General features: G+C 69.0%; 15 protein-coding genes. 11 read left to right on the plus strand and 4 right to left on the minus strand.

Features of this window, described 5'->3' with window-relative positions:
• Positions 1-16: 16 nt before the first annotated feature.
• Complete coding sequence (locus GQ57_RS00100; RefSeq protein WP_031402114.1) at positions 17-766, minus strand: IclR family transcriptional regulator; 750 nt, start codon at positions 764-766, stop codon at positions 17-19.
• A gap of 230 nt (positions 767-996) precedes the next feature.
• Between GQ57_RS00100 and GQ57_RS00105 the strand changes: the two genes are divergently transcribed.
• The 3 genes from GQ57_RS00105 (at position 997) to GQ57_RS00115 (ending at position 4651) form a co-directional block, all read left to right on the plus strand.
• Complete coding sequence (locus GQ57_RS00105; RefSeq protein WP_034196714.1) at positions 997-1905, plus strand: HpcH/HpaI aldolase/citrate lyase family protein; 909 nt, start codon at positions 997-999, stop codon at positions 1903-1905.
• Between the two features lie 158 nt (positions 1906-2063).
• On the plus strand, positions 2064-3137 hold the full coding sequence (locus tag GQ57_RS00110; RefSeq protein WP_034196715.1) for a porin: 1074 nt from the start codon (positions 2064-2066) through the stop codon (positions 3135-3137).
• A gap of 56 nt (positions 3138-3193) precedes the next feature.
• Positions 3194-4651, plus strand: a complete 1458-nt coding sequence (locus GQ57_RS00115) for an MmgE/PrpD family protein (protein ID WP_034196839.1) — start codon at positions 3194-3196, stop codon at positions 4649-4651.
• A gap of 45 nt (positions 4652-4696) precedes the next feature.
• Here GQ57_RS00115 and GQ57_RS00120 read toward each other — a convergent pair whose 3' ends face one another.
• Positions 4697-6367, minus strand: a complete 1671-nt coding sequence (locus GQ57_RS00120; protein WP_034196840.1) for an acyl-CoA synthetase — start codon at positions 6365-6367, stop codon at positions 4697-4699.
• A gap of 168 nt (positions 6368-6535) precedes the next feature.
• On the opposite strand from GQ57_RS00120, the gene GQ57_RS00125 reads away from it, so the two are divergent.
• The 7 genes from GQ57_RS00125 to GQ57_RS00155 all read left to right on the plus strand — a co-directional run bounded on the left by GQ57_RS00125 (position 6536) and on the right by GQ57_RS00155 (position 16335).
• The gene (locus GQ57_RS00125; RefSeq protein WP_031402119.1) at positions 6536-7291 is read left to right on the plus strand and encodes a Crp/Fnr family transcriptional regulator; all 756 of its coding nucleotides are present in this window, start codon (positions 6536-6538) and stop codon (positions 7289-7291) included.
• Between the two features lie 233 nt (positions 7292-7524).
• Positions 7525-10692, plus strand: coding sequence for an efflux RND transporter permease subunit (locus GQ57_RS00130; RefSeq protein ID WP_034196716.1), 3168 nt, complete (start codon positions 7525-7527; stop codon positions 10690-10692).
• A gap of 36 nt (positions 10693-10728) precedes the next feature.
• Positions 10729-11958 carry an efflux RND transporter periplasmic adaptor subunit gene (locus GQ57_RS00135; RefSeq protein ID WP_031402121.1) on the plus strand — a complete coding sequence of 410 codons (1230 nt, stop codon included), beginning with the start codon at positions 10729-10731 and terminating at the stop codon, positions 11956-11958.
• A 5-nt stretch (positions 11959-11963) separates the two neighbouring features.
• The gene (locus GQ57_RS00140) at positions 11964-13475 is read left to right on the plus strand and encodes an efflux transporter outer membrane subunit (protein ID WP_034196841.1); all 1512 of its coding nucleotides are present in this window, start codon (positions 11964-11966) and stop codon (positions 13473-13475) included.
• Between the two features lie 28 nt (positions 13476-13503).
• Positions 13504-14199, plus strand: coding sequence for a heavy metal response regulator transcription factor (locus tag GQ57_RS00145; RefSeq protein WP_031402123.1), 696 nt, complete (start codon positions 13504-13506; stop codon positions 14197-14199).
• Positions 14196-15644 (plus strand): heavy metal sensor histidine kinase, encoded by a 1449-nt coding sequence (locus GQ57_RS00150; protein ID WP_031402124.1) that lies wholly within the window; start codon positions 14196-14198, stop codon positions 15642-15644. Before GQ57_RS00145 ends, GQ57_RS00150 begins: the two co-directional genes overlap by 4 nt.
• Before the next feature lie 103 nt (positions 15645-15747).
• Positions 15748-16335 (plus strand): LysE family translocator, encoded by a 588-nt coding sequence (locus GQ57_RS00155; RefSeq protein ID WP_031402125.1) that lies wholly within the window; start codon positions 15748-15750, stop codon positions 16333-16335.
• Positions 16336-16374: 39 nt separating this feature from the next.
• Here the strand turns inward: GQ57_RS00155 and GQ57_RS00160 are convergent, their stop codons facing one another.
• Positions 16375-17220: an AraC family transcriptional regulator gene (locus tag GQ57_RS00160; protein WP_034196842.1), complete on the minus strand. Its 846-nt coding sequence runs from the start codon at positions 17218-17220 to the stop codon at positions 16375-16377.
• Positions 17221-17236: 16 nt separating this feature from the next.
• Here GQ57_RS00160 and GQ57_RS41220 point away from each other — a divergent pair, with 16 nt between their 5' ends.
• Positions 17237-17494, plus strand: coding sequence for a hypothetical protein (locus GQ57_RS41220; RefSeq protein WP_152603152.1), 258 nt, complete (start codon positions 17237-17239; stop codon positions 17492-17494).
• Between the two features lie 154 nt (positions 17495-17648).
• Here GQ57_RS41220 and GQ57_RS00165 read toward each other — a convergent pair whose 3' ends face one another.
• Positions 17649-18206 (minus strand): inclusion body family protein, encoded by a 558-nt coding sequence (locus tag GQ57_RS00165; RefSeq protein ID WP_031402127.1) that lies wholly within the window; start codon positions 18204-18206, stop codon positions 17649-17651.
• Between the last annotated feature and the right edge of the window lie 16 nt (positions 18207-18222).

Genomic DNA, 18222 nt, shown 5'->3' on the forward strand with positions numbered 1-18222 from the left:
CGATTCTCCTGGTGGATTAATCCTGCAATTCGCCCTGCGGGCCGATCGCCGCGGGCACGCTGCCCGATACCGGCAAATCGCCGCCCAGCGTGTGGGTCAGTTCGCTCGCCGCGGCCTGCACGCGCGGCAGGTAATCGGCGAGCACCTTCTTGTTGAAGCGGTAGCGCGGCACGCCCAGCGAGATCGCGCCGGCCAGCGAGCGGCCCACGCCGAACACCGGGCAGGCGATGGCCGCGCTCTCCGGGTCGCGCTCGGCGATCGACACCGCGTAGCCCTGCTCGGCAACCTTGTCGTAGTCGCCGCCGCGCGTGCCGGAGAACGCGAGCAGGATCCGGCCGGCCGCCCCGGCCTCCAGCGGGAAGCGATCGCCTTCGCGTACGTAGGTGTGGACGGCGCGCTGCGCATACGCTCGGAACAGGCAGACGCGCTCGTTGCCGTCGCGCACGTAGAACGCCGAGGTCTCGGCGGTTTCCTCCGACAGCCGCGTCAGCAGCGGCACCGCGTGTTCGCGCAACTGGAACGACTCGCGGTACATCATGCCGAGATGAAACGTGGCCGGCCCGAGCACATAGCGGCCGTCGGGCATGCGCTTGACGAACTGGAACATCTCGAGCGATTCGAACAGGCGCAGCAACGTGCTCATGTTGAGCCCCGTCGCGTCGCTGACCTGCGCGAGCATCAACCCGTTCGGCGCATCGCCGAACGCCAGCAGCGCCGACAACGCGCGATTGACGGCCGAGACGCCGCCATCTGCCTGAGCATTCATACCTACCTCGCAAAGAAAAACCGGGCCGGACGGCGCCGCGGCACATCCGCACAAAAAACAAAAGTGACTTTCATTTTTATGGATGCCGCCCTCCGTGTCAACAGGGAACGAAACAGGTCGCTCTCTGAACCCGCCTCAAATCGCCTTGTTTTTCCGGGTAAACATCGATATTGACGAACCCTCACGATCCACGAAAAAATGAAAGTCACTTTCATTTTCAAAGATCGCTTATGAAAAACCTCGTCACCCACGCACCCGACTGGCGCTCGCTGCTGTACGTGCCGGCCCACGTCCCGCGCTTCGTCGACAAGGCCGCGACGTGCGGCGCCGACGCGCTGCTGCTGGACCTCGAAGACAGCGTGCCGGCCGACCGGAAGGCGCTCGCGCGCGACGCGCTGGCGGCGGCCGTGCCGCGCCTGAAGGCGGCGGGCAGCGACGTGCTGGTGCGGGTCAACGGGTCGCTGCAACACCTGGCGCTCGACCTGCGCGCGGCCGTGGCCGCCGGAGCCGGCGGCGTCGCGATCCCGAAAGTTCTCGGCGCGTCGCACCTCGAGGCCGTCGACGCGCTGCTCGGCGAACTGGAGGACGAACACGCCATCGCACACGGCGCGACCCGCGTGATCGCGATGATCGAGACGCCGGGCGCATTCGAGGCAAGAGCGCGGATCGCCCGCGCATCGTCGCGCATCGCCGCGCTGATGCTCGGCGGCGGCGATTTCGCGCTGCACTGCGAGAGCGACGCGAGCGCGGACGTGCTGAACGTGCCCAAGCAGTTGCTGGTCATCGCCGCGCGCGCGGCCGGCGTGCTGCCGCTGGGCCTCGCCGGCACGCCCGACTCGCTCGACGATCTCGATGCGTTCGCACGCATGGCGCAACGCTCGAAGGCCATGGGCTTCGCCGGCGCCACCTGCATCCATCCCGCGCAGGTGCCGATCCTCAACCGCGCCTTCGCCCCGACGGACGACGAGATCCAGGCCGCGCAAACGCTGGTCGACGCATACGACGCCGCGCGCGCGGACGGGCTCGGCGCGCTGCGCGTCGGCGGAAAGATGGTCGACGCGCCGGTGGTCGAGCGCGCGCGGCGCGTGCTTGCGCGGCGCCGGGCGGTCATGAGCCGCGCGCAGGCCGCGCCGCGCTAGGCACCGGTTCGCACGCGGCACGGCCTCGTGGCCGCACGCGGCCGGCGGCCGCGCGGCGATGCGCGTCGCGGGCCCGGCCCGGCGCGTCGCACGCCGGCTGTCGCGCGGATCCGCATGACCGACACCCAAACAACAACACCGAAAATCAGGAGACAACGATGAAAAAGAAGCTGGTCGCGCTGTGCGGCCTCGGCATGGCCTCGGCCACCGCGAGCGCGCAAGGCAGCCTGACGCTGTACGGCGTCGCCGATATCTACATGGAGTACCTCACGCACCAGAGCGCCGCCACGCCGGACGGCTCCGGTTCGCTCGTGCGGATGGGCTCCGGCGGCAAAAGCGGCTCGCGCTGGGGCATCAAGGGCGCGGAGGCGCTCGGCGGCGGCTGGCAGGCCGTGTTCCGGCTGGAAAGCACGATCAACCTCAACAACGGCACCAACTCCGGCGGCTTCGACCGCGCCGCCTGGGTCGGCCTGCAGCACGACACATGGGGCACGCTGCGCCTGGGCCGCCAGTACACGACGCTCTTCGACGTGATGGAACACTACTCGCCGACCGTCGCGTACTCGACGATCTACGAGCCCGCCGGCGCGATCGTCGGGCAGAACTTCCGCGAGAACAACATGGCGAAATACCGCGTGACCTACGGGCCGGTCGCGATCCAGGCGCACTACTCGTTCGGCGGCACGCCGGGATCGTTTCGCAGCGGCGCGGCCTCGGGGATCGGCTTCGAGTACGCGGGGCCGGCGCTGTCGGTGGCCGCCGCCTACGACAACGTCAACGGCACGCTGCCCGCCGACATCACCCATTTCCGGCGCTACGCGGCCTCCGCGATCTACACGGTGGGCGTCGCGCAGCTGGTCGCGGGCTTCGCCCATGCGAACGGCAACGTCACCACGCCCGGCGTCGTCACGCGCTTCAATTTCTACTGGCTCGGCACGCGCTACATGGTCACGCCCGCGCTGCAGGTGATCGGCGCGTTCTACTACGAGGACATCGGCAAGCAGAATCCCGCGGCCGGCCAGCCGGCGCCCGACCCCGACAACCCGAAGCAGGTCACGGTGCAACTCAACTACGCGCTGTCGAAGGCCACCACGCTCTACGTCACCGGCGGCTACGCATGGCGCGCCGCACTCGATTTCGACGACTACAACTACCACATCCTCAACTATTCGCTCGCGAGCAACCGCAACAGCTCGCTCGGCGTCGCCGTCGGCATGCGCAAGCTGTTCTAGCGTCGCCCGGCTTCCGTCCGCCCGTTTCACGACCTTTCTTCACGATGATCCACACCATGAACCGACGCCACTTCCTGTCCACCCTGACGAGCGCCGCCGTCGCGGCCGCCGTGCCGTTGCACGCCCGCGCGCAGACGCTCGCGACGCCCGACACCCTCGCCCAGCGGCTGGCGGATTACGCCGCCTCGCTGCGCTACGAGGATCTCGACGCGGCCACGGTCGAAACCGTCAAGTCGCACTTCATCGACGCGCTCGGCTGCGCGATCGCCGCCCACGACGAAGCGCCGGTCCGCATCGCCCGGCAGGTCGCGCTTGCGACGGGCGGCGGCGCGTCGACCCTGCTCGGCACCGCGCAGCGCACGACGCCCGACCTCGCGGCGTTCGCGAACGGCGCCGCGCTGCGCTATTTCGACCTGAACGACGCGTACGCGGGCAAGGAAACCGGCCACCCGAGCGACAACGTCGCGCCGTGCCTGGCCGTGGCGGAATCGCAGCGCAGCAGCGGCCGCGACCTGATCCTCGCGATCGCGCTGGCCTACGAGATCAATTGCCGCCTGATGGACGCGGCCGCGATCAGCCCGCGCGGCTGGGATCACACCTGCTACAGCCTGCCGGCCGTCGCGCTCGCGACCGGCCGGCTGATGGCGCTGACGCGGCCGCAGCTCGTGCAGGCCGTGAATCTCTCGATCAACGGGCACATGGCGCTCAACCAGACGCGCATCCAGGAACTGTCGAACTGGAAGGCGCTGGCCGACGCGGACGCCGCGCGCAACGCGATCTTCGCGACGCGCCTGGCGCGCGAGGGATTGACCGGGCCGTCGCCGATCTTCGAGGGCAATGCCGGCTTCTTCAAGCAGATCTCGGGCGCCTTCGACGTCGACCTGACGCAGTTCGGCGGACGCGGCGGGCGTTTCCGCATCAACGACTGCATCGTGAAGTACTACCCGGCCCAGGGGCTCACGCAGACGTCGATTCCGGCGGCGATCGAGGTCGCCGCGCAGGTCGGCGACCTCGGGCGCATTCGCAGCATCGAGATCGCGACGACGCAGGTCGGCTACGTCACCGCGGGGAAGGACCGGCAGAAATGGGCGCCCGAGACCAGCGAGACCGCCGATCACAGCCTGCCGTACGTGGTCGCGCGTGCGATGCTCGACGGCGACATCACGACCGCGAGCTACACGCCGGCCGCGCTGCGCGACCCGAAGCTGCATGCGCTGATCGAACGGATCACGGTCGTGGAGGACCCGGCGTTGACCGCGCGCTATCCGCAGTACGCGCCGAACCGCGTAACCGTCGTGACCGACGACGGGCGCCGGTTCGCACGCGAAGTCGACGACCTGCCGGGCTTCCCGCACCATCCGATGACGCGCGCCGATTTCGAAACCAAGTTCGCCCGGTGCGTGCGGCCCTACTGGAAGACGGCGCAGACCCGCCGCACGCTCGACTGGCTGTGGCACCTCGACGCGCAGCCGGACGTCTCGACGCTGCCCGCGCTGATGACGATCCGCGCCTGACCCGGGCCGGCCGCCGCGGCGCGCATGCAACCCGCGGGCTGCGGCTTACCGCGTCTTCCCGCCCGGCGTATCGCCGCCGGCCAGGTCGATCGCCTTGTCCGATCCGACCGCGGTGCGCAGCTGGAATTTCTGGATCTTGCCGGTCGACGTCTTCGGCAGCTCGCCGAACCGCACGGCCTTCGGCACCTTGAAGCCGGCAAGCAGCTGCCTGCAATGCGCGACGATCTCCTCCTCGGTCGCGCTCGCGCCTTCGCGCAGCTCGACGAACGCGCACGGCACTTCGCCCCATTTCGGGTCGGGCATCGCGACGACGGCCGCGACCGCGACGGCCGGATGCCGGTACAGCGCATCCTCGACCTCGATGCTCGAGATGTTCTCGCCGCCGGAGATGATGATGTCCTTGCGGCGATCCTTGATGCGGATGTAGCCGTCGGGCGTCAGCACGCCGAGATCGCCCGTATGGAACCAGCCGCCGTGGAACGCCTCGTCGGTCGCCTTCGGGTTCTTCAGGTAGCCCTTCATGCAGATGTTGCCGCGGAACATGATCTCGCCGAGCGTCTCGCCGTCGGCCGGCACCGGCGCCATCGTGTCGGGATCGAGCACCGTCGCGCCGGCCTCGAGGTGGTAGCGCACGCCCTGGCGCGCGTTGAGGCGCGCCCGCTCGTCGTCGGGCAGCGCGTCCCAGTGCGACTGCTTCGCGCACACGGTCGCCGGGCCGTACACCTCGGTCAGCCCGTACACGTGCAGCAAGTCGAAGCCGATCTCCTTCATCTTCGCGATCACGGCCGGCGCCGGCGCCGCGCCCGCCACCATCGCGTGCACCGTGTGGTCGATCCCCTCGCGGAATTCGGCCGGCGCGTTCGCGATCGCGCTCTGCACGATCGGCGCACCGCAGTAGTGCGTGATGCGTTCGCGGCGGATCAGGTCGAACACGGTCTTCGCGTCGAACCGGCGCAGGCAGACGTTCACGCCCGCGCGCGCCGCGACGGCCCACGGAAAGCACCAGCCGTTGCAGTGGAACATCGGCAGCGTCCACAGGTAGACGGCGTGCTTCGGCATGTCCCATTCGAGGAGGTTGCTGATCGCCGCGAGATACGCGCCGCGATGGTGGTACACGACGCCCTTCGGGTCGCCGGTCGTGCCGGACGTGTAGTTCAGCGCGATCGCATCCCATTCGTCGGCGGGCGGCGTCCACGCGTAGTCGGCGTCGCCGCCGGCGACGAACGCCTCGTAGTCGGTCGCGCCCGCGAAGCGCGCGGGATCGGCCGGCATCGCGTCGGCCACGCTGACGATCTTCAGGCCCGGAATCTCCAGCGCCGCGCGATGCGCGAATTCCGCGTATTCGGTATCGACGATCAGCACCTTCGCCTCGCCGTGACGCAGCATGAACAGCACCGACGGCACGTCGAGCCGCGTGTTGATCGTGTTCAGCACGGCGCCGGCCATCGGCACGCCGAAGTGCGCCTCGACCATCGCCGGGATGTTCGGCAGCATCGCCGCGACCGTGTCGCCGCGCTCGACGCCGATCCGCGCGAGCGCGCTCGCCAGCTGCTTCGCGCGCGCATAGGTCTCGCCCCAGGTGCGCCGCACGTCGCCGTGCACGATCGCGAGGCGTTCGCCGTAGACTTCGGCCGTCCGGACCAGGAAGTCGAGCGGGGTAAGCGGTACGTAGTTGGCGTCGCGGCGGCCGAGTCCGGCCTCGAACATCTGCGTCATGATCGTGTCTCCCATGTTCCGTCGACCGGAGCGCCTCCACCCCGGATCGTTTTGATGTGGTTCAATTGCCGACAGCCTAACGGGCGCTATTGTGAGCCGTCTGTCATCGAAACGACAGAGTGCCGCCTGCGCGCTGCGCGTTATCCCTATCCTCGCAAACCCTCGTCCATGCACGACCCTCTCGTTGCCCCGCCCGACCCGACCGCCCGCCCGGCCGTCGCCGTCTCCGAACCGGACCCGCTGCCGGCGCTGTCGACGCTGTTCGGCCAGTGCGCGTGGTTCCGCACGCTCGCGCCCGAGCACCAGGCGCTCGTGCTCGCGCAGTCGCACGTCACGCAATGCGAGGCCGGCGACGTGATCGCGCACCGGCTCGCGCCGTCCGAGTACTGGATCGGCGTGCACCGCGGGCTGCTGAAGCTCGCGATCTTCAACGTGTCCGGGCGCGGCTGCACGTTTTCCGGCGTGCCGTCGGGCGGCTGGTTCGGCGAAGGCAGCGTGATCAAGCGCGAACTGCGCAAGTACGAGGTCGTCGCGATCCAGCGCTCGTCCGTGCTGTTCGTGCCGGTCGACACGTTCCATGCGCTGCTCGACACTAGCCTGCCGTTCACGCGCTTCGTGATCCACCAGTTGAACAACCGGATGGGCGAGTTCATCGCGTCGATCCAGAACAGCCGGCTGCTCGACGTCGACGCGCGCGTCGCACAGGCGCTCGTGCAACTCTTCAACCCCGACCTGTATCCGGACACCGGCCCGTCGCTGTCGATCTCGCAGGAGGAGCTGGGGATGCTGGTCGGCGTGTCGCGGCAGCGGATCAACCAGGCGCTGCAGCAGCTCGAGAAGCTCGGCGCGCTGCGGCTCGCGTACAACCAGATCGAAGTCGTCGACCTGGGGGCGCTCGCGCGCGTCGGGATGGAGCAGATCTGAGCGCGGCGCGGACCGGCGGACGGAAGCGTCGCCGCTGCAGCGCCTGCGTCCGGTATCGCGGCCGTTTTCCGGTCGCCGCGACGCCGTGCATTTCCTCTGCCGAATCGTTGTCCGGCGGTCGCCCCCCTACCTGACAAATCTGCCAGTTTCGCGCCAGTAACCCGTTCCGCCCCGACGCCTATCATTCGGGTTCCGTTCACCGACGCCTGATCACCGCCTGTCCCGCTGCCTCCATGTGGATCGTCAATCTTGCGCTCAGGCGCCCCTACACGTTCATCGTGATGGCCATCATGATCGTGCTGGCCACCCCGCTTGCGCTGATGCGCACCCCCGTCGACGTCTTGCCCGCGATCAATATTCCCGTGATCAGCGTGATCTGGAATTACACCGGCTTCTCCGCCACGGAGATGACGAACCGCATCACGGCCGTGCATGAGCGGATCCTGACGACGACCGTCAACAACATCCAGCACATCGAGTCGACGTCGCTGCCCGGCATCGCGGTCGTCAAGGTATTCCTGCAGCCGGGCGCGAACGTGCAGACGGCGATCGCGCAGACCGTCTCGTCCGCGCAGGCGATCGTGCGGCAGATGCCGCAGGGCGCCACGCCGCCGCTCGTGATCACCTATTCCGCGTCGAGCATCCCGGTAATCCAGCTCGGGCTGTCGAGCACGACCCTCAGCGAGCAGTCGCTCGCCGACATCGCGCTCAACTTCCTGCGGCCGCAACTGATCACGATCCCGGGCGCGCAGATCCCGTTCCCGTACGGCGGCCGCACGCGCGTGGTGGCGATCGACCTCGATCCGCAGGCGCTGCTCGCGAAGGGCCTCACGCCGGCCGACGTCGTCAACGCGGTCAATGCGCAGAACCTCGTGCTGCCGACCGGCACCGCGAAGATGGGCCCGACCGAATACCGGATCGACACCAACGCGTCGGCCGACACGGTCGCCGACATCAACAACCTGCCGATCCAGACGGTCAACGGCGCGACGACCTACCTGCGCGAGGTCGCGGCCGTGCGCGACGGCTTCGCGCCGCAGACCAACGTCGTGCGCCAGAACGGCCAGCGCGGCGTGCTGGTGTCGATCCTGAAGACCGGCGACGCGTCGACGCTGAAGGTCGTATCGGACCTGAAGGCGCTGCTGCCGAAGGTGATCCCGACGCTGCCCGAGGGGCTCACGATCACGCCGCTGTTCGACCAGTCGGTGTTCGTCGACGCCGCCGTGCAGGGGGTGATCCACGAGGCGCTGATCGCCGCCGTGCTGACCGCGATGATGATCCTGCTGTTCCTCGGCAACTGGCGCAGCACGCTGATCATCGCGATCTCGATTCCGCTGTCGATCTTCACGTCGCTGATCGTGCTGGCCGCGCTCGGCGAGACCATCAACATCATGACGCTCGGCGGGCTCGCGCTCGCGGTCGGGATCCTGGTCGACGACGCGACCGTCACGATCGAGAACATCGAGCGCCACCTGCATCTCGGCACCGGCCTGCACGACGCGATCCTCGAAGGCGCGGGCGAGATCGCGGTGCCTGCGTTCGTGTCGACACTGTGCATCTGCATCGTGTTCGTGCCGATGTTCTTCCTGACCGGCGTCGCGCGCTTCCTGTTCGTGCCGCTCGCGGAAGCGGTCGTGTTCGCGATGCTCGCGTCGTACGTGCTGTCGCGCACGCTGGTGCCGACGCTCGCGATGCTGCTGTTCCGCCCGCAGCAGGCGAGCACCGGCCCCGATCATTCGACGTCGCACTTCGCCCGCGTGCATCATGCGTTCAACAACGCGTTCGAGCGGCTGCGCGCGTGGTACATCGTGCTGCTCAGCATCCTGCTGGTGCGGCGGCGCTTCTACGCGACCTGCTTCCTCGGCTTCTGCGTGCTGTCGACCGGCCTCGTGTTCGTGCTCGGCCGCGACTTCTTCCCGAACGCCGATTCCGGCAACATCCGGCTGCACATGCGCGCGCCGACCGGCTACCGGATCGAGGAAACCGCACGGCTCGCCGACCAGGTCGAACGCACGATCCGCGAGGTCGTGCCGCCCGACGAACTCGGCACGATCGTCGACAACCTCGGGCTGCCGGTGAGCGGCATCAACCTGTCGTACAGCAACGCGGGCACGATCGGCACGCTCGACGGCGAGCTGCTGATCGCGCTCAAGCCCGGCCACCGCGCGACCCAGCACTACGTGCAGACGCTGCGCACGCTGCTGCCCGAACGCTTCCCGGGCGTCGAGTTCTTCTTCCAGCCGTCGGACATCATCACGCAGATCCTCAACTTCGGGCAGCCGGCCGCGATCGACGTGCAGGTGCTCGGCAACGATCTCGCGAGTAACATGGCGATAGCGAGCAGCCTGATGAAAAAAGTCAGGCAAATCCCCGGCGCCGTCGACGTGCACGTCCTGCAGCGCAACGACGAGCCGACCCTGCTGGCCGACATGGACCGTACGCGCATGCAGCAGCTCAACCTCTCGGCGCAGAACGTCGCGCAGAACATGCTGATCTCGTTGTCCGGCAGTTCTCAGACCACGCCGTCGTTCTGGATCAACCCGAAAACCGGCGTCCAGTACCCGCTGCAGATCCAGACCCCGCAATACAACATCGCGTCGGTCGACGATCTGCTCGGCACGCCGATTTCGGCGAGCGGCCGCGCGGGCACGCCGCTGCAACTGCTCGGCAACCTCGTGCAGGTGCACAGCGCCGCGAATCCGGCCGTGATCACGCACTACAACATCCGCCCGGCGATCGACCTGTACGTGAGCGTCGAGGGCCGCGACCTCGGCTCGGTCGCGGGCGAGATCGAGCGCATCGTGTCCGACGCGCGCGCGACGCTGCCGCGGGGCACCGACCTGACGATGCGCGGGCAGGTCGAGACGATGCGCACGTCGTACATCGGCCTCGGCGCGGGCGTCGCGATGGCGATCGTGCTCGTCTACCTGCTGATCGTCGTGAATTTCCAGTCGTGGCTCGATCCGCTGATCATCATCAGCGCGATGCCGGCCGCGCTTGCCGGCATCGCGTGGATGCTGTTCGTCACCGGCACGCACCTGAGCGTGCCGGCGCTGACGGGCGCGATCATGACGGTCGGCGTCGCCACCGCGAACAGCATCCTGGTCGTGTCGTTCGCGCGCCAGCGTCTCGCGGCCGGCGCGCCGCCGCTCACCGCCGCGCTGGAAGCCGGCGCGACGCGGATCCGGCCGGTGCTGATGACGGCGCTCGCGATGATCATCGGGATGGTGCCGATGGCGCTCGGTCTCGGCGAAGGCGCCGAGCAGAATGCGCCGCTCGGCCGCGCGGTGATCGGCGGCCTGCTGTTCGCGACCGTGTCGACCCTGCTGTTCGTGCCGCTGGTGTTCGGCGGCGTGCACGCGCGGCTGGCCCGCCGGCGGGCGCGCCAGGCCGGACACTGACTTTCGCCCCATTACCCGGTTGAATTGGTTGAATTCATGGAAGAGAAACATCACAGCTCCGTCGGCATCCAGGTGGACGAACACGGCATGCACCTGCCGACCCGCACGTCGGTGTCGCGGCGCGGCCGGGTCGTGCTGATCGTGATCGGCGTGCTGCTGGCCGCCGGCGCCGCCCGCACGATCGTCGTCGATCTGCTGAATCGCAACCGGCTCGACGCGATCGCCGAGCAGAACACGCGCCAGTACGTCAACGTCGTGCATCCGGTCGACGCCGCCACCGGCGGCAAGCTGACGCTGCCCGGCACGCTGCGCGGCTTCGTCGAGGCGCCGATCTTCGCGCGCGCGAACGGCTACGTGCTGCGCTGGCAGGCCGACATCGGCGCGCACGTGAAGCAGGGGCAACTGCTCGCCGAACTCGACACGCCCGAGCTGAACCAGGAGCTTGCGCAGGCCACCGCGCAACGGCAGCAGGCGCAGGCCTCGCTCGCGCTCGCGAAGACGTCGTTCGACCGCGCGCAGCAGTTGCGCCAGCGCGACGCCGTATCGCAGCAGGAACTCGACGACCGGCAAGGCGCGTTCAACCAGGGCACCGCGAACCTCGCCGCGGCCGATGCGAACATGCGCCGGCTCACCGAGCTGAAGGGCTTCCAGCGGATCGTCGCGCCGATCGACGGGATCGTCACCCAGCGCAACGTCGACGTCGGCGATCTCGTCAGCTCCGGCAACGCGGGCCGCTCGCTGTTCACGGTCGTCCAGGCCGACCGGCTGCGGCTGTACGTGCAGGTGCCGCAGGCGTACGCCCAGCAGGTGAAGGTCGGGCAGCACGTGAGCGTCGCGCAGGCCGAGCTGCCGGGCCGGACGTTCGACGGCACGATCACGCGCACGTCCGAGGCGATCGACGTCGCGACGCGTTCGCTGCAGATCGAGATCACGCTGCCGAACCCGGACGGCCGGCTGCTGCCCGGCGCATACGTGCAGGCGACGCTGCCGATGACGCCGGTCGGCCGCCTGCAGGTGCCGTCCAACACGCTGCTGTTCCGCGCCGAAGGGCCGACGGTCGCCTCGGTCGACGCGAACGGCCAGGTCCGGCTGAAACCGGTGACGGTCGTGCGCACGATCGGGCAGACGCTCGAAGTCGACGGCCCGCTCACGCCGAACGACCGCCTCGTCGCGAACCCGAGCGATGCGCTCGCGAACGGCGACCAGGTGATCGTGGCCGCGCAGGCCGCCAAGCCCGCATCGGGCGCCGCGGGGGCGAAGTCGTGATCGTCGTGCGCGTTCGCCGGCGGCCCGCCGCCGTTGCCGTATCGGCCGCCCTCGCCGTCGCGGCCGCCCTCGCCGGCTGCACCGTCGGCCCCGACTACCGGCGCCCCGACGTCGATACGCCGGCCGCGTGGCGGCTCGACCCGGCCGACGCGTACTGGCATCCGGCCGCGCCGGCCCATGCGCCGCTCGACCCGGCCTGGTGGACCGCGTTCGGCGATCCGCAGCTCGACGCGCTGGAAGCCGAGGCGTTGCGCAACAACCAGAACCTGAAGGCCGTCGCCGCGCGCTACGACCAGGCGAAGGCGACGCTCGCGTCGGTCGCGTCGGCGCAGTATCCGGCCGTCGGCCTGAACGCGGGCGGCCAGCGCTTCAAGATCTCGGCCGACCGGCCGCAAACCAATTACGCGACGCCGAACGCGTCGACCGTGCAGAACGACATCCAGCTCGGCGCGAGCGTGAGCTACGAGCTCGACCTGTTCGGCCGGGTGCGCCGCAGCGTCGAATCGGCGCAGGCGAGCACCGAGCAGGCACACGACGATTTCGCGAACGCGCGCCTGGTGCTGACCGCCGATCTCGCGTCGAGCTACTTCGCGCTGCGCGAATTCGACACCGAGATCGACGTGGTCAAGCGCTCGATCGACCTGCAGCAGAAGGCGCTCGACTACGTGAGCGCGCGCCACGACCTCGGCGCGGTGTCGGGCCTCGACCTGCTGCAGCAGCGCGCGCAGCTCGACGCGACCCGCACGCAGGCGCAACTGCTGCTCCAGCAGCGCGTGCAGGTCGAGACCGCGATCGCGACGCTGGTCGGCACGCCGGCCCCGGCCTTCTCGATCGCGCCGCGCGTCGTGCCGATCAACGCTCCGGCGCTGCCGACCGGCCTGCCGAGCGACGTGCTGCAGCGGCGTCCCGACGTCGCATCGGCCGAGCGCGCGATGGCCGCCGCGAACGCACAGATCGGCGTCGCGCGCGCCGCGTATTTCCCGCGCATCGCGCTGTCGCCCGATATCGGCTGGGATGCGACGCGCTTCGCGGGCCTGTTCACCGTGCCGGCGTTGCTGTGGTCGGTCGGCGGCTCGCTCAGCCAGCCGCTGTTCGAGGGCGGCAAGCTGAAGGCCGGCGTCGATTTCGCGCAGGCGGGCTACGTCGCCGCGCAGGCCAGCTACCGGCAGACCGTACTCACCGCGTTCCAGGAGGTGCAAAATGCGGTCACGGGATTGTCGGTGCTCGCCGAGGCCGCGCAGCAGGCCGCGGCGGCCGTCGACGACGCGCGCAAGCTCGTGTCGCTCGCGCAGGACCGCTACGCGGGCGGGCTGACGCCGTTCATCGACGTGCTGACGGCCGAACAGCAGTTGTTGACGAGCGAGCGGCAGGCCGTGCAGATCCAGGGTCAGCGCGCGGCGCTCGTCGTGTTTCTCGCGAAGGCGCTGGGCGGCGGCTGGGAAGCGCCGGCCCCGGGCGGCGCCGCGCCGGCCGAGGTCGCCGCCGCGGCGCCGGCTGCTGCGCCCCCGAGCCCTTAACCGGATTACCCGGACAACGGATTCGAACATGAAAGTCCTGATCGTCGAAGACGAACCGAAAGTCGTCGAATACCTGAAGAGCGGCCTGACCGAGGAAGGCTGGGTCGTCGACACCGCGCTCGACGGCGAGGACGGCGCATGGAAGGCCGTCGAATTCGACTACGACGTGGTCGTCCTGGACGTGATGCTGCCGAAGCTGGACGGCTTCGGCGTGCTGCGCGCGCTGCGCGCGCAGAAGCAGACGCCCGTCATCATGCTGACCGCGCGCGACCGCGTCGACGATCGCGTGCGCGGGCTGCGCGGCGGCGCCGACGACTACCTGACCAAGCCCTTCTCGTTTCTCGAGCTGATCGAACGGCTGCGGGCGCTGACGCGCCGCGCGCGCGTGCAGGAATCGACGCTGATCTCGATCGGCGACCTGCGGGTCGACCTGATCGGCCGCCGCGCGACCCGCGACGGCGCGCGCCTCGACCTCACGGCCCAGGAATTCCAGCTGCTCGGCGTGCTCGCGCGGCGCAGCGGCGAGGTGCTGTCGAAGACGACCATCGCCGAACTCGTGTGGGACGTGAACTTCGACAGCAACGCGAACGTCGTCGAGACGGCGATCAAGCGCCTGCGCGCGAAACTCGACGGCCCGTTCGCGGACAAGCTGCTGCACACGATCCGCGGCATGGGCTACGTGCTCGAGGCGCGCGAGGACGGCGACACCGAGAGGCCGGCATGAAACGCTCGATCGTCCTGCGGCTCTCGGCGATGTTCGGCATCGTGTCGCTGCTCGTGTTCACGCTGGTCGGCTGCGGGCTGTTCGTGATGATGGAGCGGCAACTGTTCGCCGAGCTGCGCGCCACGCTCGACACGCGCACCAAGGTCGCCGAGATGATCGTGTCGCACGCGCTCACGCCCGAGCGCGGGCGCCTGATGCAGGAGAAGCTCGCCGACCTCGAACCGCCGGACGGCTCGACGCGCTACCAGGTCGACAGCCCGAACCCGGACTTCCGCTTCGGCAAGCCCGTCAACGGCGTGCCCGTCGGCGCGCCGTTCGGCGCGTTCCAGCGCTACGCGCTCAACGACAGCACCTACGACGTGATGACGAAGACCGTCACCGTGCCCGGCAACGGCGCGCGGCCGACGCTGAAGCTGATCGTCGCCAGCTCGTGCGAGCGCACGCAGCGGATGCTGCGCCGCTTCGGCTGGACGCTCGCCGCCCTGATCGCGATCGCGACGGTCATCACGCTGCTGCTGAGCCGCGCGGTCGCCCGCTTCGGGCTCGCGCCGCTCGACCGGCTGTCGCAGGACGCGTCGGACATCAGCCTCGCGAACCGCCGCCAGCGGCTGCAGACCGACGCGCTGCCGGCCGAGCTGCGCGACCTGGCCGCGTCGTTCAACGGCGCACTCGAACGCATCCAGCAAACCTACGCGCGGCTCGAGGCGTTCAACGCGGACGTCGCGCACGAGCTGCGCACGCCGATCAGCATCCTGATCGGCCAGACCCAGGTCGCGCTGACCAGCCGCGACCGCTCCGTCGAGCGGATGCAGCAGACGCTGCAGTCGAACCTCGAGGAATTCGAGCGGCTGCGCGTGATCATCAACGACATGCTGTTCCTGTCGCGCAGCGACCGGGGCGAACGCGCGACCGACCTGAAGGACGTGTCGCTCGCCGACGAGGTGCGGCGCATGCTCGACTTCCTCGAAATCCCGCTCGACGAAGCGCAGTTGCACGCCGAGTTGCACGGCGACGCGCGCGCGGCCGTCGATCCGTCGCTGTTCCGCCGCGCGATGACGAACCTGCTGATCAACGCGATCCAGCATTCGGCGCCCGGCGCGACGGTCAACGTGACGATCACGCGCCGCGACGCACGCGTGGAGATGGCCGTCTCGAACCCGGGCGAGCCGATCGACCCCGCTCGGCGCTCGCACGTCTTCGAACGCTTCTACCGGCTCGAGGAAGCGCGCGCGAACAGCAAGGAGAACCACGGGCTCGGGCTGTCGATCGTCAAGGCCGTGGCGGAAATGCACGGCGGCAGCGTCTTCGTCGCGTGCGCGGGCGGCATCAACACGTTCGGCTTCTCGGTGTCGACCCAGCCGTACGCAAGCGGCGCGCTTCGCCCGGCCGGTGCGGCCGCGCCGGCCGACGCGCGGCCGGCGCACGCGCCGCGCGCCCTGCACTGACCGGCGGCGGGCCCGCGCCGCCGAGGGCAGTTTTCTTCAATACGGGACGATGCGGCTCCCGTAGTCTCGATGCGACTTTCGACATTTCGCATGGAGACATCCAATGAGCATGCTGGTTTCGATGGCCGCGTTCGCGCTGGCCTCGTCGATCACCCCCGGTCCCGTCAACATCGTCGCGCTCAGCGCGGGCGCACGCCACGGCCTCGGCGCGAGCCTGCGCTATGCGGCCGGCGCAACGCTCGGCTTCGTCGCGCTGTTCCTCCTGATCGGGCTCGGCCTGCACGCGGCGCTCGCGCGCTGGCCCGTGCTGACGACCGCGACGCGGTGGTCGGGGATCGCGTTCCTGCTCTACATGGCGCTGCGGCTCGCGCTCGACGATGGCCGGCTGTCGGACAACCCGGACGTGGCCGGCCCGTCGGCGACGTCCGGCGCGGCGATGCAGTGGCTGAATCCGAAGGCGTGGCTCGCGTGCGTGGCCGCGATGGGGGCGTATGCGGCCGACGGCGACCGCGCGCAGGTCTGGCAGTTCGCCGCGTTGTACCTGGTGATCTGCTTCGCGTCGATCGCGTGCTGGGGCTATGCGGGTGCATCGCTGCGGCACCGGCTCGCGAATGCGCGGCGCATGCGCCTGTTCAACCGGCTGATGGCGCTGCTGCTCGCGGGCAGCGCGCTGTTCCTGCTCGACGCATAGGGCTCGTTCGCGCCGATCACCGGCCCCGGGGCGTGCCGCTCAGTTCGTCGCGCCGCGGTATTGCCCGGGCGTCGCCGCCGCGATCCGACGGAACGCGCGCTGGAAATGCGCCTGGTCGGCAAAGCCCGCGTCGAGCGCGACGTCGGCGATCGGCCGGCCGCGCCGCAGCTCCGCGCGGCCGTACTGCACGCGGCGATCGATCAGGAACGCGTGCGGCGTCATGCCGTAGCGCGCGTTGAACGCACGGATCAGGTAGGACGGCGACAGGTCCGCCGCCTCGCAGATTGCATCGAGCGTGACGCCTTCCCGGCAGTGCGCGGCGATGTAGTCGGCCGCGCGCGCAAGCCTGGCGTTGTCGTCGCGCGGCCGCACGACGGGCAGCTCCCGATCGAGCGCGCCGTGCAGCGCCGTGAAGAACCGGACCGCCGCGCTTTCCTTGCCGAGCGGATCGACGCCAGGCGACACGAGCGTGCGGTAGAAGCCGCCAAATTGCGCGAACAGGTCGCCCCGTTCAGTCAACTTCGGCGAAAACCCGTGGAAATCGCAGTTCGGATCGCGACCCAGCGAGTGCTGCAGCCGCGCGAGCCACGGCACGTCGACATAGACCATCCGGTATGCCCATGCATCGGCGCCGTAGGGGTTGCACGCATGCACCTGCTCCGGATCGATGATCACCAGCACGCCGCGCCCGACGTGCTCGTTCGTCGCGCCGTTCACGTAGGTACTCGTGCCGCCGACGATCGCACCGACCGAGAACGTATCGTGCGTGTGCTTCGTGTAGCAGATCGCGCGCCCGTCGTCGACGGTACGCGCCTCGATGAACGGCAATGCGGCATCGCGCCAGAACGGCGAAGGAACGACGGATCGGTTGGCGGTACGGCTCACGCGGCAGACTCCCGGCTTGGACGGCGAACGCTCACCGTACAAGACTGGGCGGCGCCGTGCAACCGGATCGTCCGGCAGCGACGCCGGATCGCTCCGGATCGGATCGCCCGCGGGAACGCTGAAGAACGAACCGGGCCGTCCGCAACGCTTCGCCACGCGCGAGCAGGCGCGGCAGTCGATCGACGAATCCATCGAGCCCCTGCAACCGGCCACGTTCGCGGGCGAGCCTCGATTGCCCGTCGACGGACGCATTCGAACAAGCGCGTTCACCTGAAATGAATGGCGCCCGCGAACATGATCGCGGGCGCCATCCTGCCCCCTCCGATGCGCCGGCACACGGTGCGTTTCGCGCTTACGACGCACCTGCCCTGTACCGGGCGTTGGCCAGCGTTTCCGCCTGCTCGAACGCTCGGGTCACGAACTGGCGATCAGGCCGGCACGTAGACCTTCGGATCCCACCAGTAGTACCCGACCAGTTCTTGATTCTGCCCGCCGACAAGCTTGTAAAGACCGAAGCAAACGCCGAAATATTCGGTGCCGCTGTTCTTGATCGACGAGTCGAAAGTCGCGAACGTGAGCTGTTTATGCAGCGGCGGAAGGCCGTTCCGGGTCGGCGAGTCCGGATTGGGTTCCACTGCGCCGTTGCGGACGACCGTGTTGCAGCTGAACTGATTGAATACCTGATCGCCCTTGAAGTGCTTGATGTCGTAGACGATCACGGCGTCGTCGGAGTTGTCGTAGATCGACACGCCGGCAAACAGGACGCGGTCGCGAGGATACGCGGTGAATTCCAGATCGGCCGTACCCTGCCCTTTGACGTCACGCGCGCCGGTGCAAAGCATGAACTGGCCATTGTGCGCGATGCCCGTCGGATTCTTCTGATCCTGACTCGGATTCGGGTACGTCTTCTTCACCCATTCCGTGTCGATAACCACGAGGATGTTGATGTCCTGCGCGCTTGATGCAAGGATCACTTCGGAAGCCATGGTCAACCTCCATTCA

The sequence above is a fragment of the Burkholderia sp. MSh2 genome, from assembly GCF_000731655.1.
In the GTDB taxonomy this organism is placed as follows: domain Bacteria; phylum Pseudomonadota; class Gammaproteobacteria; order Burkholderiales; family Burkholderiaceae; genus Burkholderia; species Burkholderia paludis.